Source organism: Streptomyces sp. CB02959, from assembly GCF_002803155.1.
In the GTDB taxonomy this organism is placed as follows: Bacteria; Actinomycetota; Actinomycetes; order Streptomycetales; family Streptomycetaceae; genus Streptomyces.
Genome location: NZ_NNBP01000003.1, coordinates 296958 through 322461, shown reverse-complemented (window position 1 = coordinate 322461; position 25504 = coordinate 296958). Strand labels below are relative to the sequence as shown.

Here is a 25504-nt window from a genome sequence, read left to right as displayed (position 1 = left end):
GGCCCGCACACCAGCCGCAGCTCGAAAGGACTTTGAACCACCATGGCCGACGAGAACCCCCCTGTGACCCCGGACGGCGTGACCGCCGAGGGCGCGCCCGCCACCATCGACGGTGTCGGGATGCGCGTAGAGCCCGTCGGGCTCGAAACGGAGATGCAGCGCTCCTACCTCGACTACGCGATGTCCGTCATCGTCTCGCGTGCGCTGCCCGACGTCCGCGACGGCCTCAAGCCGGTGCACCGCCGCGTGCTCTACGCGATGTACGACGGCGGCTACCGCCCCGAGAAGGGCTTCTACAAGTGCGCCCGCGTCGTCGGCGACGTCATGGGTACGTACCACCCGCACGGTGACACCTCCATCTACGACGCGCTGGTCCGCCTCGCGCAGCCGTGGTCGATGCGGATGCCGCTGGTCGACTCCAACGGCAACTTCGGCTCCCCGGGCAACGACCCGGCCGCCGCCATGCGGTACACCGAGTGCAAGATGGCGCCGCTGTCGATGGAGATGCTCCGGGACATCGACGAGGAGACCGTCGACTTCCAGGACAACTACGACGGCCGCAACCAGGAGCCGACGGTCCTGCCGTCCCGCTTCCCGAACCTGCTGATCAACGGCTCGGCCGGCATCGCGGTCGGCATGGCCACCAACATCCTGCCGCACAACCTCCGCGAGGTCGCCGAGGGCGCGCAGTGGGCGCTGGCCCACCCGGAGGCGTCCAGCGAGGAGCTGCTGGACGCGCTGATCGAGCGGATCAAGGGCCCCGACTTCCCCACCGGCGCGCTGGTGGTGGGCCGCAAGGGCATCGAGGAGGCGTACCGCACCGGCCGCGGCTCCATCACGATGCGCGCGGTCGTCGAGGTCGAGGAGATCCAGAACCGCCAGTGCCTGGTGGTGACCGAACTCCCGTACCAGGTCAACCCGGACAACCTCGCGCAGAAGATCGCCGACCTGGTCAAGGACGGCAGGATCGGCGGCATCGCGGACGTCCGCGACGAGACCTCCTCGCGCACCGGCCAGCGGCTGGTCATCGTCCTCAAGCGGGACGCGGTCGCCAAGGTCGTCCTCAACAACCTCTACAAGCACACCGATCTGCAGACCAACTTCGGCGCGAACATGCTCGCGCTGGTCGACGGCGTGCCGCGCACCCTGTCCCTGGACGCCTTCATCCGGAACTGGGTCACGCACCAGGTCGAGGTCATCGTCCGCCGGACGAAGTTCCGGCTGCGCAAGGCCGAGGAGCGGGCCCACATCCTGCGCGGTCTGCTCAAGGCACTGGACGCCATCGACGAGGTCATCGCGCTGATCCGGCGCAGCGAGACGGTCGACGTGGCCCGCGAGGGCCTGATGGGCCTGCTGCAGATCGACGAGATCCAGGCCAACGCGATCCTGGAGATGCAGCTCCGCCGGCTGGCCGCCCTGGAGCGCCAGAAGATCACCGCCGAGCACGACGAGCTCCAGCGCAAGATCAGCGAGTACAACGCGATCCTGGCCTCCCCCGAGCGGCAGCGCCAGATCATCAGCGAGGAACTGGCCGCGATCGTCGAGAAGTTCGGCGACGACCGGCGCAGCAAGCTGGTGCCCTTCGAGGGCGACATGTCCATCGAGGACCTGATCGCCGAAGAGGACATCGTCGTCACCATCACCCGTGGCGGCTACGTGAAGCGGACGAAGACCGACGACTACCGCTCGCAGAAGCGCGGCGGCAAGGGCGTACGGGGCGCCAAGCTCAAGGAAGACGACATCGTCGACCACTTCTTCGTCTCCACCACCCACCACTGGCTGCTGTTCTTCACCAACAAGGGCCGGGTCTACCGCGCCAAGGCCTACGAACTCCCGGACGCCGGACGGGACGCGCGGGGCCAGCACGTGGCCAACCTCCTGGCCTTCCAGCCGGACGAGCAGATCGCGCAGATCCTGGCGATCCGCGACTACGAGGCGGCGCCCTACCTCGTCCTCGCCACCAAGGGCGGTCTGGTGAAGAAGACCCCGCTCAAGGACTACGACTCGCCCCGCTCCGGCGGTGTGATCGCGATCAACCTGCGCGAGCGCGAGGACGGCACGGACGACGAGCTGATCGGCGCCGAGCTGGTCTCGGAGACCGACGACCTGCTGCTGATCAGCAGGAAGGCCCAGTCGATCCGGTTCACCGCGACCGACGAGGCGCTGCGCCCGATGGGCCGTGCCACCTCCGGTGTGAAGGGCATGAGCTTCCGCGAGGGCGACGAGCTGCTGTCGCTGAACGTGGTCCGGGAGGGCACCTTCGTCTTCACCGCGACCGACGGCGGCTACGCCAAGCGCACCGCGGTGGACGAGTACCGTGTCCAGGGCCGCGGCGGCCTGGGCATCAAGGCCGCCAAGATCGTCGAGGACCGGGGTTCGCTGGTCGGGGCGCTGGTCGTCGAGGAGACCGACGAGATCCTCGCGATCACGCTCGGCGGTGGCGTGATCCGAACGCGGGTCAACGAGGTCCGCGAGACCGGCCGTGACACCATGGGCGTCCAACTGATCAACCTGGGCAAGCGGGATGCCGTCGTCGGTATCGCGCGCAACGCCGAGGCCGGCCGTGAGGCCGAGGAGGTCGACGGGCCCGACGGGCCCGAGGAGACCGGCGTGGCCGAGGAGTCCGGGTCCACCGCAGTCGAGGGCGAGCAGCCCGCGGCGGAGTAGCACGAGGAGTAGGTCGTGAGTGGAGCCACGGGCGCTGCAACGGGTGGAGCGGGAGTCGCATCGGACTCCGCGGCGGAACCCGCAACCGAGAAGGGGCGCAGCGCCCGTGGCTCCGTCGCGTCCGACGGCACCCGGGACGAGGGCGCCCATGAGGGGGGAACCGTGACCAACAGCCGACAGCCGCAACCTCAGCCCCAGCCGCAACCCCAGCAGCAGAGCCGGGGCGGCGGCCAGGGGCAGCCGCAGGGCGGCGCTCAGCAGCCGTACCAGCCGCCCCAGGCGTACCGCACGGACAGCGGGGAGACCGGAGCCGGGCAGGCCGTGCGCAAGCCGCGTACGGGCGCCAGCACGGCCCCGCGGACGCGTAAGGCCCGGCTCCGGGTGGCGCGTACCGACCCCTGGTCGGTGATGAAGGTGAGCTTCCTGCTGTCCATCGCGCTGGGCATCTGCACGGTGGTGGCGGTGGCGGTCCTGTGGATGGTGATGGACGCGATGGGCGTCTTCTCCACCGTCGGCAAGACGATCAGCGAGGCGACCGGCTCCGCCGAGGGCGGTGGCTTCGATCTGCAGACGTTCCTCTCGCTGCCGCGGGTGCTGCTGTTCACCTCGGTCATCGCGGTGATCGACGTGGTGCTGGCGACCGCGCTGGCCACCCTCGGTTCCTTCATCTACAACCTGTCCGCGGGCTTCGTGGGCGGTGTGGAGCTGACGCTCGCGGAGGACGAGTGAGCGCTCCCGAGGGGCGCGGCGCCGGGCGTTCCCAAGGCTTCGGGAACCGATTTTGGGAACGCCTCTGAAGTGCGCTAATCTTCTGGTGCAGCGAACGAGCGGCTATAGCTCAGACGGTTAGAGCGCTTCCCTGATAAGGAAGAGGCCCCAGGTTCAAGTCCTGGTAGCCGCACCGCACACACGGCCCGGCCGGAGATTTCTCCGGCCGGGCCGCTGCTTTTTGCCGGCGGCGGTGGTCCGTCGGGGGGTGGGAACGGACGTCGGGTGCGATTCGTTGTGAAGGGGCGGGAGTTGGGCCCGTTCGGCGCCTCTGGACGGGGCGTTGCCGAGTGCGGGCTAGATAACCGATCGGTATCGGCCGGTGTGTATCATCGGCCGACATAGGGTCCCCTACGTCAACGAAAGACGAGGTCGCGCGGTGAAGAAGCTTCTCCTGGTCGCACTGGCCGCCATCGGCGGGCTCCTCGTGTACCGCCAGATCCAGGCGGATCGCGCCGAGCAGGATCTGTGGACGGAGGCGACCGACTCCGTGCCCGCAGGTTCGGGTGTGTGAGACCACACGCACAGCACAGTTCGTATGGACCCCGGTTGCCCAAGGGCGACCGGGGTTTCGTACGTGTCGGGGGCGGGCGGGGGCCCCTGAGTTTGCTATCGCACATTGATGGGTTGCAGCGGCAAAGTTGCTGGCCGTGAAGTCGATGTCCGGGCTGTGACCGGCGGACGCGAGGGGGACGAGGGCATGGCACGACCACCACGCAGGGGGGCGGTGGCGCTGGACGTGGGGGTGCCTCCCGCTCGAACGAAGTCGAGGGCTTGGGGGAGGGCGTTGCTGGCCCTGGCCATGGGCGTGCTGCCGGCCGTGGCGGCGCTGCCCGCCGCGGCGGCCCCGCGGGCGGCACCCTCCGCCGAGGGCAGCGGACTGGTGATGGTCCTCGACTCCTCCGGCTCGATGGCCGGCAGCGACGGGGCCGGAAGTACCCGCATCGCCGCCGCCCGCAAAGCCGTCGGCACCGTCGTCGACGCCCTGCCCGAGGGCTACCCCACCGGACTGCGGGTCTACGGCGCGGACAAGCCCAAGGGCTGCGACGACACCCGGCTCGCCCGGCCCGTCGCCCCGCTGGACCGGGCCGGTCTCAAGCAGGCCGTCGCGGGCCTGACCCCCAAGGGCGACACCCCCATCGGGCTCTCCCTGGCCAAGGCCGCCCAGGACCTCCCCAAACCGGCCGCCGGTGCGATCGGCAAGCGGACCATTGTGCTGGTCTCCGACGGCGAGAACACCTGCCGGACCCCGCAGCCCTGCCAGGTCGCCTCGCAACTCGCCTCGTCCGGCGTCGATCTGCACATCGACGTCGTCGGCTTCCAGGTGGCCGGCACGGCCCGCAGCCAACTGGAGTGCATCGCCAAGTCCGGCAACGGCCAGTACTACGACGCTCCTGACGCCCGGTCGCTCGCCCGTCAGCTGCAGCGCGCGGGTCAACTCTCCGCGGCCGGCTACCGGTTCCGCGGCACCCAGGTCAACGGGACGGACGACCGGAAGGGGGCGCCGGTCGTCGGTCCCGGGCAGTACCTGGACAGCATCGGCCCCAACGAGAAGCGGTACTACGCCGTCGATCTGGACGCCGCCTCGGTGGCCGACTTCTCCGCCACCGTGGTGCCGCCGTCCGGCGCGGCGATCGACTCCCTCGACACCCTGCGCACCCAGATCGCGTACGGCGCGGACGGCAGTTGCCAGTCCTCCACCGCGATGTTCGGCCAGCGGGAGGGCGCCACGCCGTTGACCTCGGGGGTCAGCCGCATCCCGTCGCAGAGCGGCACCGGGACCTGCGACAAGGCGGGTCGGTACTGGCTGGTCGTCGAGCGCCACGCGGACACCGGATCGGACGCCGCACGCTGGCCGATGGAGCTGATGTTTCACGTGGAACATCCGCTGGCGAAGGGCGCCACCCCCGCGCAGTCGGCCCCGGAGTACGGCGCGGGCGGCAAGGGCGCCACGCTGCCCACCACCCCGCCCAAGGGCGTCACCGGCGGCACTGGCTTCAACGACGCCCGGTCGCTGGGCCCGGGGGTCTGGCGGGACCGGATCCTGCCCGCGCAGACGCTCTGGTACAAGGTGCCGGTCAGCTGGGGCCAACAGCTGCGCTACGACGTGGAGTTCGCCAACGAGCCGCGGGCCGGCCAGAGCTCCCGCACCTCGTTCGGCGGCACCCAGGTCTATACGCCGTTCCGGGCTCCGGTCGGCAGCGGGACCGGGGTCTTCACCCCGCAGGTGCCGTACAACGGGCGGCCGGCCTCGCTGAGCATGGGGACGGTGCCGGTTTCCTGGACCAACCGCTACGAGACGCACCCCAACGTCATCCCCGTCCATGCCAAGGGCGACTTCTACATCGCGGTCACGCTCGGGGCCAGGACGGCCCAGATCGCGGAGAACCCGCAGATCGGTGTGGTGCTGCGGGTCGCCGTCCTGGGCCAGGCCAAGGCCGGACCGGAGGCCGGTGCGGTGGCCGTCAAGGGCGAGGCGCCCGACGGCGGTTCGGGTCCGGCGGCCACCGGCACCGCGGGCGGCTGGCCCGCGATCCGGGTCGCCGGGGTCTCGGTCGGCGGGGTCGGCGTCCTGCTGCTGGCCGGGCTCGGGCTGTCGTACGTCCTGGCCCGCCGGAAGCCGGGGCCGGGCGGTGCGGGCAGCCGGTGAGGCACGCGAGGACGCACCGCACGGCCGGGCGCCGGGGCCCGGCGGCGCTGGCCGCGCTGGCGGCGCTGGTCCTGCCTGCTCTGGCACCGGGAGCGGCGGCCGCGGCCGACGGCGTACCGGCCTACCGGACGGCCCCCGGCGGTACCCCCGTCAAGGGCGCCGCGAGCACCGCGGACGCCCCGCGGCTCGACCGCGGGCAGCACACGGACACCATCCGGCGCGGCGAGACCAAGCACTACGCCGTCGTCCTCGACGGCACCAGCAACGCCTACTTCTCGGCGGTCGCCGCGCCCCGCCCGGGCACCAAGGTCGAGGACTACACCGACCGACTGACCGTCAGGATCGAGGACAGCGGCGGCACCACCTGCGGCCCGGACGGAACCGCGCGGTTCCACAGCGGCGGCACCGCCTACCCGGTCGCCGACTACGCCGCCCGCCTGATCGGCCCGGACGTCCCGAGCTGCCGGCACGCCGGCCCCTACTACCTGGTGGTCGGCCGCGAGGGCCCGCAGACCTCCGGCCCCGAGCCGTGGCCCGTCGAGATCGGCTACCTCACCGAACCCGCGCTCAAGGGCAGGCCCCCGTCCCCACCGGCCGCCGGCAGCGGGAGCTCCGCCACGCCCGCGCCGCCCACGGACGCCGCCACCCGCCAGGTCTCGGGCGGCACCGGCTTCAACGACGCGGCCACGGTCGGCAAGGGCGTCTGGAAGGACCACCTCACCCCCGGCGAGACCCGCTTCTACCGCGTCCCGGTGGACTGGGGCCAGCGGCTCGACCTCAGCGCGGAACTCCCCGACTCCACCGCCCCCGCAACCGAGTTCGTCCCCAGCGCCCTCGGCCTCGCCGTCTACAACCCGGCGCGCGGCGCGGTCGGCGAGGCCGGCTTCGTCCCGTACCAGGGGAAGCCGGCCGCCGCCGGGGCGTTCACCGCGCCGGTGGCCTACGGCAACCGCTCGGCCCCGGACCGCGCGGTCGCGGGGATGCGCTTCGCGGGCTGGTACTACGTGGCGGTCACCCTCAGCTCGCGCACCGCGGTGGCCTTCCCGCAGGGCGCCGCCCTCACCCTCCGGGCGGACGTCCGCGGCACCCCGCAGGCCGGGCCCGGCTATGTGTCGCCGGCCGGCGACCTCGGCCGCACGCCCGGCGACGACGCCATGGGGCGGCCCGCGCAGGAGGCGGGCGGCCCCCTGAAGCTGGTGGCGTACGCCGGGATCGGCGCCGGAGTGGTGCTGCTGGCCGGGCTGGGCCTCTGGACGGTGCTGGCGCGGCGGGCCGCCGCGGCCCGACCGGGCCCGGCCGTACGACCGGCCCCGGCGCTGCCCACGGACCAGCAGACGACCCAGGCGTCGCCCCGCCGGTCCGCACCGCCGCGGGACGGCTAGGGACGGCTGGTCAGCCGGCGAACAGCGCCCACACCCCGACCGCGATGCACAGCAGCGCCACGATCAGGACCGGGACCGCGACCTTCGGGGGCGGTCCCGGTTTCCGTACCGGGCCGGAAGGGGGAGGCGCCGCCGGCACCCCGACGCCCCCGGTCGGGGGCTGCGCCGGCAGCGGCGGCTGCCCGGCGGTGTACGGGCGGGTCGCGGACGCCTCCGGGCGCGCCGCGGCCGTCGGCTCGTACCGCGGCATCGGCGCCGGCACCGGGACCGACACCGGGACCGGCGGCGGGGTCCGGGGCGGGGTGGTCGGCGGAGCCGGGACGGTGCCGCGCGGCGGGGTGCCCAGGGGCGGCGCGGTGGTCGGCGGGGCCGGGGGCGGTGGAGTGCTCGGCTGCGGCGGGACGGGTGGCTCCGGCGGCGCGAGGTGGAAGCTCCCGGTGTCCGAGAAGGAGGCCGGGCCGGTGGCCGGACGCCCGCCGCTGTCGGTGGGCTCCGTGGTCCCCGCGGCGGCCACGGTGGTGCTCCCGGTGGCGTCGCCGCCCGGTGCGCCGCGCAGCGGCCCGTCCGGGGCGAATCCGGCCGGCAGCGGCCCGATGTGGTCGAAGACCTCGATGACCTCGTCCTCGATGGTCGCCTCCGGCAGCAGCTCGGCCGCTGCCAGCAGCGCCTTCCGCGCCCCCGTCGCGGTCTTGAACCGGGCCTCCGGATCGGGGTGCAGCAGCGACGCCAGCACCTGCCACAGCGGCTCCGGAACGTCGTCGGGCGCGTTCGGCACGCCGTGCTCCGCGAACCGCCGGACCAGCGCCTCGGTGTCCGGTTTGGCGCCGGTGATCAGGCTGAGCGCGACCAGCCCGGCCGCGAACAGGTCCGCGGGGAAGTCCGGCTCGGCGCCCAGCATCTGCTCCGGAGCGAAGTAACCGGGCGTCCCCACCACGTAGTTGGTCTCGGTCAGCCGCGGCTCGCCCTTGCGCATGGCGATGCCGAAGTCGGACAGCCGCAGGTGCGGGCGGCCGGTGCCGGTGGCCTCCAGCAGGATGTTCGCCGGTTTGATGTCCCGGTGCACCACGCCCTCGGCGTGCACGGCGGTCAGCCCGGCCAGCAGCTGGTCCATCAGCGTGCACACCATCCGCGGCGGCAACGGGCCGTAGTCCCCGGTCAGATGGGCCAACGAGCCGCCGTGCACCAGGTCCATGGTGAACAGCACCTTGTCGTCGTCCGCGGCCCAGCTCGCCGGGGCCAGCACGTGCGGATGGTCGATCCGCAGCGCCTGCTCCCGGACGAAGCGCAGCAGGGTGTGCGCGTCGCTCTGCTGCAGCACCTTGGCCGCTACGTAGCGGCGGCGCCGGTGGTCCCAGGCGCGCCAGACGGCGCCCACCCCGCCCCGACCGATCGGGTCCACGAGCTCGTACCGACCGGCGAAGATCTCACCCATTGCGCCCCGTCCGCTTCTGGATCACGACTCCCTGCGGCCAACTCCTTTGCGGCCGCCCGCGATTGGTCAGCTCTGGTGCGACTCGTAGTGGGAGACGGCGTCGGCGGTGCGGCCGGCACCGTAGACCCGGAGGAACTCTGCCAGTTCGGGGTGGGTGGCGGCGAGGCTGTTCGCCGCGTCGATGATCTCGCCGGCGTCGGAGACCGACCGCAGCAGCGACTGGATCTCCCGCACCACCCGGCGCACCGTGGTGGCGCCGGTCGACGACGTGGTCTGGGTGGTGTTGTTCAGCACCGACCCGCCCGCCGTCTTCTTGATCTCTTCCATCCGGTCGGTGGCCTCGGCGGCGCTGACGCTGCCGTCCGCGACCTGACCGGCCAGCTCCTGCAGCGCCTGCACCCGCTGGACCACCGCCGGGTTGCCTATCTTCGCGCGCTGGCCGCTCATCAGCTGGGACAACATCGGGGCGGACAGGCCGAGTACCGCGGCCAGCCGGGCCTGGTTCAGCCCGAGATCGTCGATGAGACGGCGGAAGAGCGCGCCCAGAGGTTCTCCGTACCAACTGCGCTGGAGCTCCCGGGCCCGCGCGGTGGCTTCCTGTTGTGCTGCATCCATGCCATCTCCCCTGTATCCCCGATCGCGCTTCGCTGCCGCGAATCTCGCGAAGCATCCTACGGAGAGCGACGGTGCGCGGCGATACCCGGTCGGGAAAGGAGCCCGACACCGGGTACCCTGTTCGGCGAAGGGGCCTTAGCTCAGTTGGTAGAGCGCTGTCTTTGCATGGCAGATGTCAGGGGTTCGACTCCCCTAGGCTCCACCCCAAAACCCCTCCGACCTGCGAAAACGCGGTCGGGGGGGTCTTTTTGTGCGCCGCTGCGGCCCGCCGGTGCCAGGCGGCGCGGGCCGGGGCCGCGCGGCGGCTGCCGTCACCGGCGGGCCGGGGCGCCCGCGCGGGAGATCAGCACGACCGCGGCGAGGCCGGCGACGACGAGTACCCCGCCCGCGTCCGGCAGCCCGCCCATGGTGCCCAGGACCGCGACGCCCAGCGCCGAGCCCGCCTGCCGGATCCCGTTGAGGGCGCCCTGTGCGGTGCCGGCCAGCTCGGTCGGTGCGGCGACGGCCATCTCGGCGGCGGCGCCGGGGATGGAGAGGGTGCCCGCGGCGGCCAGCGCCAGTTCGGCCACCAGGAGCAGGGGGAGCGGTGGCCGGCCGCCGGCGAGCAGCAGCAGCGCCCCGGCCAGCGCGGTGGCGGTCATCCCGGTCAGCAGCACCGGCCGGGCGCCGTGCCGGGCCACCAGCCGCCCGGTGAAGAACGGCATCACGCACACCGGGAAGGTGAGGGGCAGGGAGGCCAGTCCGGCGGCGAGCGGCGAGAGCGCGTAGGTGCGCTGCAGCCACAGGGCGAGCAGGTACATCCCGCCGAAGTAGGCGAAGCAGGACACCGCGGCGGCCAGCATGGCGGCCCGTACCCGGGGCAGTGCCAGCAACGTCGGGGGAGGACTGGCGTTGGGGCCCGGCGTTCCGCGACGGCCAGTGCGGCGAAGGCGAGGACCGCCGCCGCGATCGGCACCCAGGCGGCCGGCGCGGACCAGCCCTCGATGCCGGCCTCGACCAGGCCGAAGGTGAGCGCGCCGAGCGCCCCGGTGGACAGCAGCAGCCCGGCTCGGTCCAGGGGGCGCCCGGTCGCGCCGGCGGCCCGCGCGAGGGGTGCCGGGAGCCGGCGGGCGAGCAGCAGCGCGGCCAGCGCGATCGGCGGGTTCACCAGGAACACCAGCCGCCAGCCGCCGAGTTCGACGAGACCGCCGCCCAGCACCGGACCGGCCGCCGCGCCCAGTCCGCTCAGCGCCGCCCAGGCGCCGATCGCGCGGGTGCGCCGCGCGGGATCCGGGTAGAGCGCGATGAGCAGCGCCAGCGAGGCCGGCACCAGCCCGGCGCCGGCCGCCCCCAGCAGGGCCCGCCCGGCGATCAGCGAACCGGCGCCGGGCGCCGCGGCGCAGAGCACGGACAGGACCGCGAAGCCGACCAGCGCCCCGGCGTACATCCGGCGCGCGCCCCAGCGGTCGGCGAACACGCCCGCGGCGAGCAGCAGTCCGGCGAAGACGACGGTGTAGGCGTCGACCGTCCAGGGCAGCGCGGCGGCGGCCGGGTGAAGCGAATCCCGCAGGTCGGGGAGGGCGACGTTGAGGATGGTGGTGTCGAGGAGGACGAGCAGGTTGCCGGTGGCGATGCCGGCGAACGCGAGCCGGGACCGGGCGGGTGCCGGTGCGGTGGCGCCGGCGGCCGGCGCGCGGGTGTCGGTGGTCATGGCAGCACGGTGGCCCGGAGGCGGGCCGGTCGGCGACGCCGCACTTCCGATATCCCCATCGGCAAGTTCGATGGCCGGTGGCATCCTTGCGAAGTGGATTCACGCTACCTCCGTGCCTTCGTCGCCGTCGCCGACCACGGCGGAATCTCCGCCGCCGCCCAGGAGTTGGGCTACGCCCAGTCCAGTGTGAGCGCCCAACTCAAACGCCTGGAGGCGGAGTTGGACGCCACGGTCCTGGTGCGCGCCGGCAGTGGCGCCACGCTCACCGACGCCGGCCGCCGGCTGCTGCCGCACGCCCGCGAGGCGCTGGAACTGGAGGAGCGGATGCGCCGGGCCGCCCGCGGCGAACGCCCCCGGCTGCGGATCGGCGCCCAGGAGTCGCTGGCGCACGCCTGGATGCCGGAGGTGCTGGCGGCCCTGGAGTACGGCGCGGCCGGGCCCGGTACGAGCGCCGAGGTCGAGCTGACGGTCGGCAACCGCGCCCGGGTGCACCGGGCCTTCGCCGCGGGCGAACTGGACGTGGTGTTCCAGTACGACAACGGGCGGCGGGCGGCCGGCCCGCACGCCGTCGTCGGCCACGACCGCACGGTGCTGGTGGCCGGCCCCGCCCATCCGCTGGCCCGGCAGGAGCGGGTGCTGCCGGAGCAGCTGCTGGACTGCGCGTTCCTGGTCGCCGAGCCCGGCTGCACCTCCGAGATGCTGGTCGACGGCCTGGGGCGGGACCTGCTCGCCGGGGCGCAGCTGGCGACGGTCACCGGCTCGCTGTCCGCGCTGCTCCGGCTGACCGGCCACGGCCAGGGCATCTCGCTGCTGCCGGCGCTGGCGGTGGCCCGGGAGCTGGAGCAGGGCGAGCTGGTCGCGCTCCGGCTCGTCGAACCGCTCCGCCCGGTCAGCATCGTCGCCCAGTGGCACCCCCGCCTCGGCGTCGCCGAACGGCCCCTGCGCGCCCTCCTGGACCTGGCCCGCCGCGCCGATCCGCTGGCCGCCGAGGGGAGCCGGTCCGCGGCGTCCTGACCGGCCCGCCGCCGTTTCAGGCCGACGCGCCACCGGGCCGCGCCCTGGTGCGGGGCGCGGCCCGGTGGCGGTGCGGCCGGGGGCAGGCCCTGTCCGGTGGAGCAGGGCCGGACGGGTCCTAGGCGGTCGAGCCGTCGCCCCGCCGATCGTCGGAGTCGGCATCGTCCTGCTTGGTCTGGACGTCGGGGTCGAGCGGGGCGCCCTGGCTGCCGTCGACGGCGCTCAGATGGCCGCGGTCGCCGACCTCGGTGGGGGCCGGCGGTTCGACCAGCCAGTCCGGGTTGGCCTGCTTGTCCCACCACTTCCAGGCGGCGACCGCGCCGGCCACCACGAGGCCCAGCAGCGCCAGCCGCTTGGCCGCCTTGCCGCAGGCCGCCCGGCGGCGCTGCTTCTTCTGCAGCTTCTCGATCTCCGCGGCCGTCACCTGCCCGCGCAGCGCGGCCAGCGCGGCGGCGCCCCGGGCCAGTGCCTCCTCGCGCACCGGCTCGGCCGCCGCACGGGCGTTGACCACGGCGTTCTCCAGCCGCGGGGTGGTGTATTCGGCGGCCTGGCGGGCGGCCTGGCGGGTGCGGAGGGCGGCCCGGGTCGCCGCCGCGTCCACCTTGGGCGGCAGGGCGCCGCGGGCGTGCTCGATCCGCGGGTACAGATGGGTGTCGTACTGGGCGCGGGCCTGCAGGGCCGCCTCGGCGACCTTGGGAGCCAGCCGGGTGCGCGCCTCGTGCGAGTAGTGGACAGCGGCCTCCTTGGCCGTACCGGCATAGGGAGCCACCACCTCCGCTGCGTACCGCACGCCGTCCTTGGCCGTATGGGTCGCGGCGCGCACGCTGTCCTTGCGGGTCACGGGGATCCTCCTCCTCGGTGGGGTCCGGGTCTGGGGGCTGCTCCCCCGCCTCTGCTGTGTCGCCTGTCCACCCGATTGACGAGCATGCCCGCTTCCTGCCGGCACGGCACCTGAGAGCGGGCATCCGGGTCATTCGGGGTCTTCCGGGAGCTTGTGATGACAGTGCCACGCGATGCCGCACCATGCGCGAGAAATCAGTACGAACCCTGCCATGAGGTGGCGGCCCGGCGTCCGGCGGGCGGTTCATGACAGGATCGGGGACCGTCAGTGAAGACTTATGGAAGGTAGATCGTGGCTGAGCAGCTCTACGCCACCCTGAAGACGAACCAGGGCGACATCGAACTCCGGCTTCTGCCGAACCACGCCCCCAAGACGGTCAAGAACTTCGTCGAGCTCGCCAACGGCGAGCGGGAGTGGATCGACCCGAACACCGGTCAGAAGACCACCGCCCGTCTCTACGACGGCACCGTGTTCCACCGCGTGATCAGCGGCTTCATGCTGCAGGGCGGGGACCCGCTGGGCAACGGCACCGGCGGCCCCGGCTACAAGTTCGCCGACGAGTTCCACCCCGACCTGGCGTTCAACAAGCCGTACCTGCTGGCCATGGCCAACGCCGGCCCGGGCACCAACGGCTCGCAGTTCTTCATCACCGTCTCCCCGACGGCCTGGCTGACCGGCAAGCACACCATCTTCGGTGAGGTCACCAACGAGGCCAGCAAGAAGGTCGTGGACGCCATCGCCGAGACCCAGACCAACCCCCGCACCGACCGTCCGGTGCAGGACGTCGTCATCGAGTCGGTGGTCATCGAGACCCGCTGACCCGGGTCCGGTTGCCCCGGTCCGATCCGGGGAACCATCGCGCCCCGTCCGGTCGTAGATGATGGAGACGGGGCGCGCAGCTCGTTGTGGGGCGGTTGCGGGGCGGGTGCCCGCGCCCCGGTGAGAACGAGGAATTAGGGGACCGATGGACCAGCCAGGTAGCCCGCAGGAGCCGCAGCAGGCGCACGGCCACGACGGCCTGCCCGGTTGCCACCGCCACCCGGACCGGCCGACCGGCGTCCGCTGCACCCGCTGCGACCGGCCGATCTGCCCGGAGTGCATGATCAGCGCCTCGGTCGGCTTCCAGTGCCCGGACTGCGTGCGCAACGGCGGCGGCAGCGGCCCGGCGCCGCGGGCCAGTGCGCCGCGCACGATAGCGGGCGGCACGCTCACCGCCGACCCGCGGCTGATCACCAAGATCCTGCTGGGCCTCAACGTCGCGGTCTTCGTCGCGGTGCTCGCGACCCAGCAGTCCGGCTTCGACCTGGTCAACCGGCTCGACATGATCGGCCTGGCCGTCGACCCGAGCCGCTACCAGCTGGTCGGCGTCGCCCACGGCGAGTGGTACCGCCTGCTGACCGCGGTCTTCCTGCACCAGCAGATCGCGCACATCGGCTTCAACATGCTCTCGCTGTGGTGGCTGGGCCCGCCGCTGGAGGCGGCGCTCGGCCGGCTCCGCTTCACCGTGCTCTACCTGCTCGCCGGTCTGGGCGGCAGTGCGCTGACCTACTTCCTGGCCGCGCAGAACCAGCCCTCGCTGGGGGCGTCCGGCGCGATCTTCGGGCTGCTGGGCGCCACGGCCGTGCTGATGCGCCGGCTGCGGTACGACATGAAGCCCGTGCTGATCCTGCTCGCCCTGAACCTGGCCTTCACGTTCCTGTGGCCGAACATCGCCTGGCAGGCGCATGTCGGCGGGCTGGTCGTGGGCGCCGCGGTGGCGTTCGGGATGGTGCACGCGCCGCGGGACCGCCGGACGCTGGTGCACGTCGGGACGTGCGTGCTGGCCCTGCTCGCGATCGTCGCGGTGGTGTGGGTACGGACCCTTCAACTGGTGGGCTGAGGCCCCGCGGGGGCACGTTGTCCACAGTCAGTGAAGGATCTTGTGCATGCTGTGCAGAAGTTGACCCCCGCACCCCGCCGAACGGCGTTTCCGCAGGAAGGGACGGGGGCGGAGGACAATATCGGGAGGTGCCGCCGGTCACACCGGCGTCAACCTCCCGAGGGTTATCCACAGATCTTCTGAAGTTTTCCCCGACTGTGGATAACTGTGTGGATGGCCTTGGGTAGGGCTTGCGCTATCCCCAGGGCAGGGCCCGCGCTACTTCCACTGCGTGGAGACGCCGAACCCCACCGCGATGAAGCCGAAGCCGCAGACGATGTTCCAGTTGCCCATCGCCTTGATCGGCAGATCGCCTTCGGAGACGTAGAACAACACGATCCACGCAAGCCCGATGACGAACATCGCCAGCATCAGCGGCGCGACCCAGCCCCGACCTGAATTCATCTTCAGGCTGGTGGTCTTCGCCGGCGGCGGCGTGAAGTCGTCCTTCTTGCGGATCCGTGACTTCGGCACGAGGAACTCTCCTGTCGATGTGCTGCTCCCCCACTCTCGACGGTGAGTGGGCGGTCCCCCTCCGCGCGGAGCGGTACGGGAGCCAGGGTACGGACACGAGGGGAACGGATTTCCTTCCCAGGCGTCCGTTAGCGTAGTGCTTCCGCGGCGTCGTAAGGAGTAAGGGTACGTTGAGCACTTCCGCCGGCTCCCCCGGGCGCCCTCTCCGAGCCCGACTGCGGCCCGTTCGGCTCCTCACCCTCCTCGTGTTCGCCCTCGCAGGCCTGATGTTCTGGCTGAGCTTCGACACCGCCCGCGGCACCAACCTCCGCTCCGACGACTCGATGCTGCGGCTGTCCGACCTCATCCAGGAACGCAGCCACAAGAACGGCTCCCAGGACGAGCGCAACGCCGGCCTCCGCGCCGAGGTCGACGGCCTCGCCCGCCGCGACACCGCCTCCTCCGCCACGGCGGAGGCCACCCTCCAGGGCCTGGAAAAGAACGCCGGCACCAAGCCGGTGTCCGGCCAGGGCCTGACGGTCACGCTCACCGACGCCCCGCCGAACGCCACCGCGAAGATCCCGGGCATCCCCGAGCCCCAGCCCAACGACCTGGTCATCCACCAGCAGGACCTCCAGGCCGTGGTGAACGCCCTCTGGCACGGCGGCGCCAAGGGCATCAAGGTCATGGACCAGCGGCTGATCTCCACCAGCGCGGTCCGCTGCGTCGGCAACACCCTGATCCTCCAGGGCCGGGTCTACTCCCCGCCCTACAAGATCACCGCGGTCGGCGACCACGACGCCCTCAACCGCGCGCTGACCGCGTCCCCCGCCATCCAGAACTACCTCCAGTACGTCAACGCCTACGGCCTCGGCTGGAAAGTCGACCAGCACGAGGCGGTGACTCTTCCCGGCTACTCCGGCACAGTGGATCTCCACTACGCACAGCCTGTGAAGCCGTAGCCCGCACCCCGCGGGCCGGCAGGGAGGGGCGGTCGGATGACGGTGCGGTGGATCGTACGGACAGCCAGCGAAATCTGCCTCACCGTCGGCGCGCTGATCGTGCTCTTCGTCGTCTACCTCCTCTACTGGACCGGCGTCCGGGCGGACAGCGCGATGGACGGCGAGATCGGCAGGCTCCAGGACCAGTGGTCCACCGGCCCGGTCGCCGCCGGCACCCCCGCCCCCGCACCCGCCGCCCCGACCCGCCGCTACGCCCCGGGCCGGTCCTTCGCCGTGATGTACATCCCCCGCCTCGGGCCGGACTGGGCCAAGCCCGTCCTGGAGGGCACCGGGACCGACGTCCTCCAGCGCGGCCTGGGCCACTACGACCGCACCGCCCGCCTCGGCGCGACCGGCAACTTCGCCGTGGCCGGCCACCGCCGCACCTACGGCGACCCGTTCAAGGACTTCCCCCTGCTGCGCCCCGGGGACGCCGTGGTCCTCACCGACGGCACCACGTGGTTCACCTACCGCATCGACAACCGCCCCTACACGACCCTGCCCACCGATATCGGCGTGATCGACCCGGTACCGCGGGAGTCCGGCTTCACCGGCCCCGGCCGCTACCTCACCCTGACCACCTGTGAACCGGAGTGGGGCCACAGCCACCGACTGATCGCCTGGGCGCACCTCGATTCCACCCAACCCGTCACTCAGGGAAGGCCGTCGGCTTTGCCCGGCTGACCCACCCGCGGACAGCCTCTCCCCTTACTCTGGTGTCGCAATCGACATCGTCAACGGCATCGGCAAGGGGACAGCGACAGCATGTACGGCTGGATCTGGCGGCATCTGCCGGGCACCACGTGGGTGAAGGCGCTGCTTTCCGTGGTGCTCGTCCTGGCGGTGGTCTTCGTGCTCTTCCAGTGGGTCTTTCCGTGGGCGGAGCCACTGCTCCCCTTCAATGACGTCACTGTCGACCAAGGGATGGCAGCCACCCGATGACCGCACGGATTCTCGTTGTCGACAACTACGACAGCTTCGTCTTCAACCTCGTCCAGTACCTCTACCAGCTCGGTGCTGAATGCGAGGTGCTGCGCAACGACGAGGTCGCTCCCCGCCACGCGCAGGACGGCTTCGACGGTGTGCTGCTCTCCCCGGGACCCGGTACGCCCGAGCAGGCCGGGATCTGCGTCGACATGGTCCGGCACTGCGCGGACACCGGCGTCCCGGTGTTCGGCGTGTGCCTGGGCCTCCAGTCGATGGCGGTCGCCTACGGCGGGGTGGTCGACCGGGCCCCCGAACTGCTGCACGGCAAGACCTCGCCCGTCCTCCACGAGGGCGCCGGCGTCTTCGCCGGGCTGCCCTCGCCGTTCACCGCCACCCGCTACCACTCCCTGGCCGTCGAGCCGGACACCGTCCCCGACGAACTGACCGTCACCGCCTGGACGGAGGCCGCCGACGTCCCCGGCGGCCGGATCATCATGGGCCTGCGGCACCGTGAACTCCCGGTGGAAGGCGTGCAGTTCCACCCCGAGTCGGTACTGACGGAATGGGGACACCGGATGCTGGCCAACTGGCTGGTGGAATGCGGCGACAAGGAAGCGGTGGAGCGTTCGGCGGGGCTTGCCCCGGTGGTCGGCAAGGCCGGCGCGTGACCGCGCTGCGCCCCGAGCGCGAAGGGCGGCCCTACGAGCCGCATGAGGACCCGCCGTACACACCGCACGAGCCGTACGCGCCCACCGCCCCGTACAGGCGGTCCGACGCCTTCGAGACGGCGGTGGGGCAGCTCGACGACCCGCTGAACGACCCCCTGCCCGGCCGGTCGCCGGCGCCGCACCCGGACCCGTACGCGCAGGACGCACCGCCCGCCCGGACCGGCGGGGGAGCCGGGGCGGAAGGCTCCCCCTGGTTCCGGCCCCGCCCTGACCCGCCGGCGTCGCCCCGGCCCGAGGCACCGGCCCCGCAACGGCCCGAGGCACCGGCCCCGCAACGGCCCGAGGCACCGGCCCCGCAACGGTCCGCCCGGCACCGCAAGCCCGGCCCCGGAGACACCCCGCCCGCGACCCGGTCCGCGCCCGCATACGGCCCCGAAGCCGAGACCTACGGCCAGGTGAACGGCGGCTTCGGCCGCGGCAGCTACGCAGCACCCACCGGGCCGATATCCGGCCCGCACAGTCCGCACGGGGTCGCGGAGGCCCTCACCGCGCCCCTTCCCACCATTCCCCCGCTGCTTCCGTCGCGGTCCGGACGGCCCGGACGGCCCGCGCCGGTCGACGCCCCGCCGCGGTCGGACGACGAGACCATGGCGCTGCGCCAGGCCGAGCAGCCCGGAAGCGACGCTGTTTCACGTGAAACCAGCGCGACCGTTTCACGTGAAACCGACGCCGCTGTTTCACGTGAAACCACGACTGCCCTGGAGACGGGTGGCCGCGCGGCCCGCCGCAAGGCTGCCCAGGCGTCCGCCAAGCGCGGTGGCCGGCACGGCCGGCGCGGTTCGCACACCACCGCTGCCTCCGCCGCCACCGCGACGGCAGCCGAGGCGCCCAAGCCCCCCATGACCCGGGTCGAGGCCCGCCGGGCCCAGCGCGCCGCCAAGGACAGCCCCGGCCTGATCGCCAGCCGCGCGCTGGGCGAGGTGTTCATCACCCTCGGCGTACTGATGCTGCTGTTCGTCACCTACCAGCTGTGGTGGACGAACGTGATGGCCGACGAGGAGGCCGGCGGCGCCGCCAACAACCTCCAGCACCAGTGGGAGAAGGGCGGCGGCGAGAAGAAGAACCTCGCGGCCGGCGAGCGCTTCGGCATCATGTACATCCCCAAGCTCGACGTGAAGGCCCCGATCGCCGAGGGCATCGACAAGCACTCCGTCCTCGACCACGGCATGATCGGCCACTACGACGCCGCCGGCGGCATCAAGACCGCAATGCCCTGGGACAAGACCGGCAACTTCGCCGTCGCCGCCCACCGCAACACCCACGGTGAGCCGTTCCGCTACATCAACCGCCTCATCAAGGGCGACAAGATCGTCGTCGAGACGCAGAGCACCTACTACACCTACGAGATGGAGAGCGTCCTCCCGCAGACCTCTCCGAGCAACACCAGCGTGATCACCCCGGTGCCGCCCGGATCGGGATTCACCGGCCCCGGGCGCTACATCACCCTGACCACCTGCACCCCGGAATTCACCAGTACCTTTCGTTTGATCGTCTGGGGCAAGATGGTCGACGAGCGGCCGCGGAGCAAGGGCAAACCGGAAGCGCTCGCCGGCTGAGCGGACAACTGAAGGGGAGCTACGCGGTGACTGCCAGCGGAATCGACGAGGACCACGACCGGTCCGCGACGTCACCGGAGCCACGCCGGAGGTGGCAGACCTTCGCCTCCGTCGTCAGCGTCGTCGGTGAACTGCTCATCACGGCCGGCCTGGTCCTGGGCCTGTTCGTCGTCTACTCGCTGTGGTGGACCAACGTCCTCGCCGACCGCGAATCGCACAAGCAGGGCGATCAGGTCCGCGAGCACTGGGCCGCGGCCCCCAGCCCCAAGGGCCCGGGGGAACTGGACACCAAGGACGGCATCGGCTTCCTCCACGTCCCGGCGATGGACAACGGCGACGTGCTGATCAAGAAGGGCACCGACAGCGACATCCTCAACGAGGGTGTGGCCGGCTACTACACCAAGCCCGTCAAGTCCGCCCTGCCGCAGGACAAGAAGGGCAACTTCACCCTCGCCGCACACCGCGACGGCCACGGCGCGAAGTTCCACAACATCGACAAGCTCAAGGTCGGCGACCCGATCGTCTTCGAGACCAAGGACACCTGGTACGTCTACAAGGTCTACGCGACGCTGCCGCAGACCTCGAAGTACAACGTGAACGTCATCGACAAGGTCCCGGCCGAATCCGGCAAGCACAAGGCCGGCCGGTACATCACCCTCACCACCTGCACCCCCGTCTACACCTCGGAGTACCGCTACATCGTCTGGGGCGAACTGGTCCGCACCGAGAAGGTCGACGCGGACCGCACGCCCCCCGAGGAACTCCGCTAGCCCCCCGGTGGCCCGTACGACGGAGCCCCGGCAGCCCTCCAAGGGCTGCCGGGGCTCCGTCGTACGGGCCGTACCGGGGCTAGTGCTTCTTGCCCCAGCCGAAGGGCCCGCCGAAGATACCGCCGTCGTTGTTGTTGCCGCCGCCGTTGCCATCCGCGGTGGTCAGGTTCACGGTGGTCGACGCGGGGTCACCCTGGGTCCCCGGCTGCGGGTCCTGGTTGATGACCATGGCGTTGTCGTCCTGCGGACTGCCGCCCGCGAACTGGATGTTGGTGTAGCCCGCCTGCTGCAGGATCTGCTTGGCGTCCTTCAGCTTCTTGCCCCGCACCTCCGGCACCTGCGTCTGCGCCGCCTTGCCGACCGTCAGCGTGACCGTCGAGTTCTGGGCCGCCTGCTGGTTCCCGTCCGGGCTCTGGGCGACGACCTTGCCGTTCTGCGCCGGGTCGGTCACGTTCTGGTCGGGCCCCCGCTGGACCTGGAAGCCCAGGTCGGTCAGCTGCTTGCTCGCCGCGTTGTAGTCCTGGCCCTTGACGTCCGGAACGGTCGCCTTCGGCGTCGCCTTGGCCACCGTCAGCGTGATCTGGGCGTCCTTGGTCGTCTGGGACTGTGCACCGGGGGTCTGCTTGGTGACGACGCCCGGCGTGCGGTCGGACACCTCTTCCGCCTTGGTGACGTTGGTGAAGCCCTTGCCGTTGAGCAGCTTCTCCGCCTGCTCGAACGGCATGCCCTGCACGTCGGGAACGGTCACCTTCACCGCACCCGCGCACATCGTCACCGTGACCGTGGTGCCCTTGTCGACCTTCGTGTCGGCCGCCGGCTCCTGCTCGGTGATCTGGCCCTTCTTGGCGTTGTCGCACTCCTTGCTGCCACCCTTGGTGACCTTGAAGGAGCTGTTCTCGCCGAAGGACTTCGCCTCCGCCAGCGTCTTGCCGACGAGGTTGGGCAGCGAGACGCTGTTGTTCTTGTTGCCGCTGAACATCGCCTTGCCGATGAAGATCGCACCGACCAGGACCAGGATCGCCGCCAGCACCAGCAGGATCGTGGAGAGGTTGCTCTTCTTCGAGCCGCCGCCCCGCCGCCGGTCCCCGCGGTCGTCGTAGCCGTAGCCCCCGTCGTCCGGGTTCATCGGCGGCAGCATCGACGTCTTCGGGCCGCCCGGGTCCTGTGCCCGCAGCAGCGTTGTCGGCTGGTCCTGCTCGCCGTAGCCGACCGCACCCAGCGCGGTGGTCGCCGCGACCGGCTGGCCGTCCAGCGCCGCCTCGATGTCGGCCCGCATCTCGTCCGCCGACTGATAGCGGTAGTCCGGGTCCTTGACCAGCGCCTTCAGGACGATCGCGTCCATCTCCGGGGAGATCTCCGGATCGAAGGTGCTCGGCGACTGCGGCTCCTCCCGCACGTGCTGGTAGGCCACCGCGACCGGGGAGTCCCCGACGAACGGCGGCCGCACGGTCAGCAGCTCGTAGAGCAGGCAGCCCGTCGAATACAGGTCGGAGCGGGCATCGACCTGCTCACCCTTGGCCTGCTCCGGCGACAGGTACTGCGCGGTACCGATCACCGCCGCGGTCTGCGTCATGGTCATACCGGCATCGCCCATGGCGCGGGCGATACCGAAGTCCATCACCTTGACCTGGCCGGTGCGGGTCAGCATCACGTTGGCCGGCTTGATGTCGCGGTGCACGATCCCGGCGCGGTGCGAGTACTCCAGCGCCTGCAGCACACCGGTCGTCATCTCCAGCGACCGCTCGGGCAGCAGCTTCCGCCCGGAGTGCAGCAGCTCACGCAGCGTCGACCCGTCCACGTACTCCATGACGATGTACGGGATCGACACCCCGTCGACGTAGTCCTCGCCGGTGTCGTAGACCGCGACGATCGACGGATGGTTCAGCGAGGCGGCCGACTGGGCCTCACGGCGGAACCGGGCCTGGAAGGACGGATCGCGGGCGAGGTCCACCCGCAGCGTCTTCACTGCCACGGTGCGGCCGAGGCGGGTGTCATGCGCGAGGTAGACCTCCGCCATGCCACCACGACCGAGCACCGAGCCCAGCTCGTACCGGCCGCCGAGGCGACGCGGCTCTTCCATAAGCTTCTCCAGCCCTCTCCGTCAGTCCCGACCGCACCCGTGTGTGGTCCGGCGGTGTGCTGCCCGGGCATACCGTACCCGGCACGCCGTACCGGACCGGACCGGAGCCGCAACCTGATACGTGACCGGTATCGCCATGACCGGCGTCACCGCTCGCCTTCGATGACCGCCTCCATCACGCCCTTCGCGATCGGAGCGGCGAGCTTGCCGCCGGCGATGTCGTCGCGGAGGGTGTCCGACCCCTCGATCACGACGGCCACCGCGACCGGGGTGCCCTTGGCGGTCTTCGCGTACGAGATGAACCAGGCGTACGGGTTGTCCTTGTTGTTCTCGCCGTGCTGCGCGGTACCCGTCTTGCCACCGACCGTGATCCCGGGGATCTTCGCGGAGGTGCCCGTGCCGCTCTCGACCACGGTCTCCATGATGCTCTGGAGCTTCTGCGCGTTCTCCGGCTTCAGCGGCCGGCTCAACTCCTGCGGCGTGTGCTGCTGCACCACGTTGAGGTTCGGCGCCACCAGCTGCTCGACCATGTACGGCCTCATCAGCTTGCCGCCGTTGGCGACCGCCGACGCGACCATCGCCATCTGGAGCGGCGTGGCCCGGTTCGACGCCTGCCCGATGCCCGCCATCGCGTTCTGCGGGCGGTTGTCCTTCGGGTAGACGCTCTCCGCGGCCCGCACCGGAGTGTCGAGCTTGGCGTTGTTGAAGCCGAACTTCTCCGCCTCGGCCTTCATCTTCGCGTTGCCGAGGTCCGCACTGACCTTGCCGAAGACGGTGTTGCAGGAGAGCCGCAGGGCCTCCCGCAGCGACACGTTCTCGCAGGCGATGCTGCCCTCGTTGTTCAGCGGCTGGTGCACGGTGTCCGGCAGGATGAACGGCACCGGCGAGTCGGTCTTGGCGTCGACGTCGGTGTACAGGCCGTTCTCCAGCGCCGCGGCGGCGGTCACGACCTTGAACGTGGAGCCGGGCGGGTACGTCTGCCGCAGCGCCCGGTTCAGCATCGGCTCGTCGGGGTCGTTCTTCTTCAGCAGCGCGTTGTAGGCGTCGGCGTCCTTGTTGCTCATCCCCGCGAACGTCGACGGGTCGTACGACGGGGTGCTGGCCAGCGCCAGGATCGCCCCGGTCTCCGGGTTGAGCGCCACCACGGCGCCCTTCTTGTCCCCGAGCCCGTCGAAGGCCGCCTTCTGCGCCTTGGCGTCGAGGGTGGTCACCACGTTCCCGCCCTTCTGCTTGCCGCCGGTGAACATGTCGACCGTGCGGCTGAAGAAGAGTCGGTCATCGGTGCCGGTGAGGATCGCGTCGTTCAGCTTCTCCAGCTGGTTGGAGTCGAACGCCTGCGATGCGTAGCCGGTCACCGGCGCCCACATCTTGCCGTTCTTGTAGGTGCGCTTGTACTTGAAGTCACCGATGTCCGTGGTCGTCGACCCGGTGACGGCCTTGCCGTCCACGATGATGTTGCCGCGCGGCGTGCTGTAGCGCTCGATCGCCACCCGGCGGTTGTTCGGATCGTTCTTGAGCTGGTCGCTCTGGACGAACTGCACCCAGTTCACGCGGATGAGCAGGGCGAGGACGAGCAGGCCGCAGAAGACCGCGACCCGTCGCAGGGGCTTGTTCACGGGCGGACCACCTGGGTCATCTCGGCGTCGGTGGACGGGGCGGGGGCGGGGGCGGGACGGCGCGCGGTGTCACTGATCCGGAGCAGGATCCCCACCAGCGCCCAGTTGGCGATCACGGACGAACCGCCCTGGGCCAGGAACGGCATCGTCATGCCGGTCAGCGGGATCAGGCCCGTCACACCGCCCGCGACGACGAAGACCTGCAGCGCGAACGCGCCCGACAGGCCGACGGCCAGCAGCTTGCCGAACGGGTCACGGGCCGCCAGCGCGGTACGGATACCCCGCTCGATCAGCAGACCGTACAGCAGCAGGATGCCCATCAGGCCGGCCAGGCCGACCTCCTCGCCGACGGTGGCGAGGATGTAGTCGCTCTTCGGCGCGATGCCCCGGATCAGCCGGGAGTAGCCCTGGCCGAGGCCGGAGCCGAGGATGCCGCCGGACCCGAAGGAGTACATCGCCTGTGCGGTCTCGGTGACACCGCCGTCGAGCAGCTCCAGCGGGTTGAGCCAGTTGTGGACCCGGACCTGGACGTGCGACTCGAACGTCGCGACCGCGACCGCGCCGCCGCCGCTGAGCAGCAGGCCGAACACGATCCAGCTGGTCCGCTCGGTGGCGACGTACAGCATCACCACGAACAGGCCGAAGAACAGCAGCGACGTGCCCAGGTCGGTCTCGAAGACCAGGATCATCAGGCTCAGCGCCCAGACCACCAGGATCGGCCCGAGGTCACGGCCGCGCGGCAGGTACAGCCCCATGAAACGGCGGCTGGCCAGCGCCAGCGCGTCCCGCTTCACCATCAGGTAGCCGGCGAAGAACACCGCGATGATGATCTTCGCGAACTCGCCCGGCTGGAGCGAACCCAGCCCCGGGATCGTGATCCAGATCTTTGCGCCGTTCACACCGGGGAAGAACATCGGCGCGATCAGCAGCACCAGCGCGATCACCATCGAGATGTAGGTGTAGCGCTGGAGGACCCGGTGGTCCTTCAGGAAGATCAGGATGCCGATGAACAGCGCGACGCCCAGCGTCGACCACATCAGCTGGTTCGGCGCCATCGCCGGACCCAGCGACGGCTCCTGGTCCAGCCGCCAGATGAACACCAGCCCCATGCCGTTCAGCAGCGTCGCGATGGGCAGCATCAGCGGGTCCGCGTACGGCGCCCACTTGCGGACGACGAGATGCGTCACGCCCGCCAGCAGCCCCAGTCCCAGGGCATAGCCCAGCGCCCCGGCGGGCACCGAACCGTCCTTCGCCAGACCGACGTTGACGTAGGCGAAGACCGGGATCAGCACCGCGAAGACCAGCAGGGCCAGCTCGGTGTTGCGGCGACTCGGGGCACCGAACGTGCCCACGGTCGTCGTGGTCGTTGTACTGCTCATGAAATCTCCGGCCCCCT

The 25504-nt window shown here is 71.4% G+C and carries 23 protein-coding genes and 2 tRNA genes; 16 read left to right on the top strand and 9 right to left on the bottom strand.

Features of this window, described 5'->3' with window-relative positions; translation table 11 throughout:
* Window positions 1–42: 42 nt before the first annotated feature.
* The 6 genes from gyrA to CG747_RS07150 all read left to right on the top strand — a co-directional run bounded on the left by gyrA (window position 43) and on the right by CG747_RS07150 (window position 7467).
* Window positions 43–2667, top strand: a complete 2625-nt coding sequence (gene gyrA, locus CG747_RS07175) for a DNA gyrase subunit A (RefSeq protein ID WP_100600771.1) — start codon at window positions 43–45, stop codon at window positions 2665–2667.
* Between the two features lie 15 nt (window positions 2668–2682).
* The gene (locus CG747_RS07170; protein WP_100600770.1) at window positions 2683–3396 is read left to right on the top strand and encodes a DUF3566 domain-containing protein; all 714 of its coding nucleotides are present in this window, start codon (window positions 2683–2685) and stop codon (window positions 3394–3396) included.
* Between the two features lie 98 nt (window positions 3397–3494).
* Window positions 3495–3568, top strand: a tRNA-Ile gene (locus CG747_RS07165).
* A 246-nt stretch (window positions 3569–3814) separates the two neighbouring features.
* A complete protein-coding gene (locus tag CG747_RS48770) occupies window positions 3815–3949 on the top strand; it encodes a DLW-39 family protein (RefSeq protein WP_003958712.1) in 135 nt (44 codons plus the stop codon).
* 288 nt (window positions 3950–4237) lie between these two features.
* Complete coding sequence (locus CG747_RS07155; protein WP_257980282.1) at window positions 4238–6085, top strand: VWA domain-containing protein; 1848 nt, start codon at window positions 4238–4240, stop codon at window positions 6083–6085.
* On the top strand, window positions 6082–7467 hold the full coding sequence (locus tag CG747_RS07150; RefSeq protein ID WP_100600769.1) for a hypothetical protein: 1386 nt from the start codon (window positions 6082–6084) through the stop codon (window positions 7465–7467). Before CG747_RS07155 ends, CG747_RS07150 begins: the two co-directional genes overlap by 4 nt.
* Window positions 7468–7477: 10 nt before the next feature.
* Here the strand turns inward: CG747_RS07150 and CG747_RS07145 are convergent, their stop codons facing one another.
* Window positions 7478–8899 (bottom strand): serine/threonine-protein kinase, encoded by a 1422-nt coding sequence (locus CG747_RS07145; RefSeq protein WP_100600768.1) that lies wholly within the window; start codon window positions 8897–8899, stop codon window positions 7478–7480.
* Window positions 8900–8965: 66 nt separating this feature from the next.
* Complete coding sequence (locus CG747_RS07140) at window positions 8966–9514, bottom strand: DNA-binding protein (RefSeq protein WP_100600767.1); 549 nt, start codon at window positions 9512–9514, stop codon at window positions 8966–8968.
* Window positions 9515–9643: 129 nt separating this feature from the next.
* On the opposite strand from CG747_RS07140, the gene CG747_RS07135 reads away from it, so the two are divergent.
* Window positions 9644–9716 (top strand) — tRNA-Ala (locus CG747_RS07135).
* Between the two features lie 109 nt (window positions 9717–9825).
* On the opposite strand, the gene CG747_RS49165 is transcribed toward CG747_RS07135, so the two are convergent.
* On the bottom strand, window positions 9826–10314 hold the full coding sequence (locus tag CG747_RS49165; protein ID WP_257980265.1) for an MFS transporter: 489 nt from the start codon (window positions 10312–10314) through the stop codon (window positions 9826–9828).
* Entirely contained in the window at window positions 10218–11204 is a 987-nt protein-coding gene (locus CG747_RS07130) for an MFS transporter (protein ID WP_257980264.1), read from the bottom strand. Before CG747_RS07130 ends, CG747_RS49165 begins: the two co-directional genes overlap by 97 nt.
* 93 nt (window positions 11205–11297) lie before the next feature.
* Here CG747_RS07130 and CG747_RS07125 point away from each other — a divergent pair, with 93 nt between their 5' ends.
* The gene (locus tag CG747_RS07125) at window positions 11298–12218 is read left to right on the top strand and encodes a LysR family transcriptional regulator (RefSeq protein ID WP_100600766.1); all 921 of its coding nucleotides are present in this window, start codon (window positions 11298–11300) and stop codon (window positions 12216–12218) included.
* 118 nt (window positions 12219–12336) lie between these two features.
* Here the strand turns inward: CG747_RS07125 and CG747_RS07120 are convergent, their stop codons facing one another.
* Window positions 12337–13059 (bottom strand): DUF5324 family protein, encoded by a 723-nt coding sequence (locus tag CG747_RS07120; protein WP_100600765.1) that lies wholly within the window; start codon window positions 13057–13059, stop codon window positions 12337–12339.
* Window positions 13060–13350: 291 nt separating this feature from the next.
* Here CG747_RS07120 and CG747_RS07115 point away from each other — a divergent pair, with 291 nt between their 5' ends.
* Both CG747_RS07115 and CG747_RS07110 read left to right on the top strand, forming a co-directional pair.
* The gene (locus CG747_RS07115) at window positions 13351–13878 is read left to right on the top strand and encodes a peptidylprolyl isomerase (RefSeq protein WP_100600764.1); all 528 of its coding nucleotides are present in this window, start codon (window positions 13351–13353) and stop codon (window positions 13876–13878) included.
* Between the two features lie 145 nt (window positions 13879–14023).
* Window positions 14024–14938, top strand: a complete 915-nt coding sequence (locus tag CG747_RS07110) for a rhomboid family intramembrane serine protease (protein ID WP_100600763.1) — start codon at window positions 14024–14026, stop codon at window positions 14936–14938.
* 258 nt (window positions 14939–15196) lie between these two features.
* Here CG747_RS07110 and crgA read toward each other — a convergent pair whose 3' ends face one another.
* Window positions 15197–15451 carry a cell division protein CrgA gene (gene crgA, locus CG747_RS07105; protein WP_039634763.1) on the bottom strand — a complete coding sequence of 85 codons (255 nt, stop codon included), beginning with the start codon at window positions 15449–15451 and terminating at the stop codon, window positions 15197–15199.
* A 170-nt stretch (window positions 15452–15621) separates the two neighbouring features.
* Here crgA and CG747_RS07100 point away from each other — a divergent pair, with 170 nt between their 5' ends.
* From CG747_RS07100 to CG747_RS07080, 6 genes are all read left to right on the top strand, one after another.
* A complete protein-coding gene (locus CG747_RS07100) occupies window positions 15622–16392 on the top strand; it encodes a DUF881 domain-containing protein (RefSeq protein WP_100600762.1) in 771 nt (256 codons plus the stop codon).
* A 36-nt stretch (window positions 16393–16428) separates the two neighbouring features.
* On the top strand, window positions 16429–17115 hold the full coding sequence (locus CG747_RS07095; RefSeq protein ID WP_100600761.1) for a class E sortase: 687 nt from the start codon (window positions 16429–16431) through the stop codon (window positions 17113–17115).
* A gap of 81 nt (window positions 17116–17196) precedes the next feature.
* A complete protein-coding gene (locus tag CG747_RS47820) occupies window positions 17197–17373 on the top strand; it encodes a hypothetical protein (protein WP_180985427.1) in 177 nt (58 codons plus the stop codon).
* Window positions 17370–18026 carry an aminodeoxychorismate/anthranilate synthase component II gene (locus CG747_RS07090; RefSeq protein WP_100600760.1) on the top strand — a complete coding sequence of 219 codons (657 nt, stop codon included), beginning with the start codon at window positions 17370–17372 and terminating at the stop codon, window positions 18024–18026. Before CG747_RS47820 ends, CG747_RS07090 begins: the two co-directional genes overlap by 4 nt.
* On the top strand, window positions 18023–19642 hold the full coding sequence (locus CG747_RS07085; protein WP_180985426.1) for a class E sortase: 1620 nt from the start codon (window positions 18023–18025) through the stop codon (window positions 19640–19642). Before CG747_RS07090 ends, CG747_RS07085 begins: the two co-directional genes overlap by 4 nt.
* 26 nt (window positions 19643–19668) lie before the next feature.
* A complete protein-coding gene (locus CG747_RS07080) occupies window positions 19669–20412 on the top strand; it encodes a class E sortase (RefSeq protein WP_100600758.1) in 744 nt (247 codons plus the stop codon).
* A gap of 79 nt (window positions 20413–20491) precedes the next feature.
* Here CG747_RS07080 and pknB read toward each other — a convergent pair whose 3' ends face one another.
* The 3 genes from pknB to CG747_RS07065 all read right to left on the bottom strand — a co-directional run bounded on the left by pknB (window position 20492) and on the right by CG747_RS07065 (window position 25487).
* Window positions 20492–22492, bottom strand: a complete 2001-nt coding sequence (pknB, locus tag CG747_RS07075) for a Stk1 family PASTA domain-containing Ser/Thr kinase (RefSeq protein ID WP_100600757.1) — start codon at window positions 22490–22492, stop codon at window positions 20492–20494.
* 146 nt (window positions 22493–22638) lie between these two features.
* Entirely contained in the window at window positions 22639–24108 is a 1470-nt protein-coding gene (locus tag CG747_RS07070) for a penicillin-binding protein 2 (RefSeq protein WP_100600756.1), read from the bottom strand.
* On the bottom strand, window positions 24105–25487 hold the full coding sequence (locus CG747_RS07065) for an FtsW/RodA/SpoVE family cell cycle protein (protein ID WP_100600755.1): 1383 nt from the start codon (window positions 25485–25487) through the stop codon (window positions 24105–24107). Before CG747_RS07065 ends, CG747_RS07070 begins: the two co-directional genes overlap by 4 nt.
* Window positions 25488–25504: the final 17 nt, after the last annotated feature.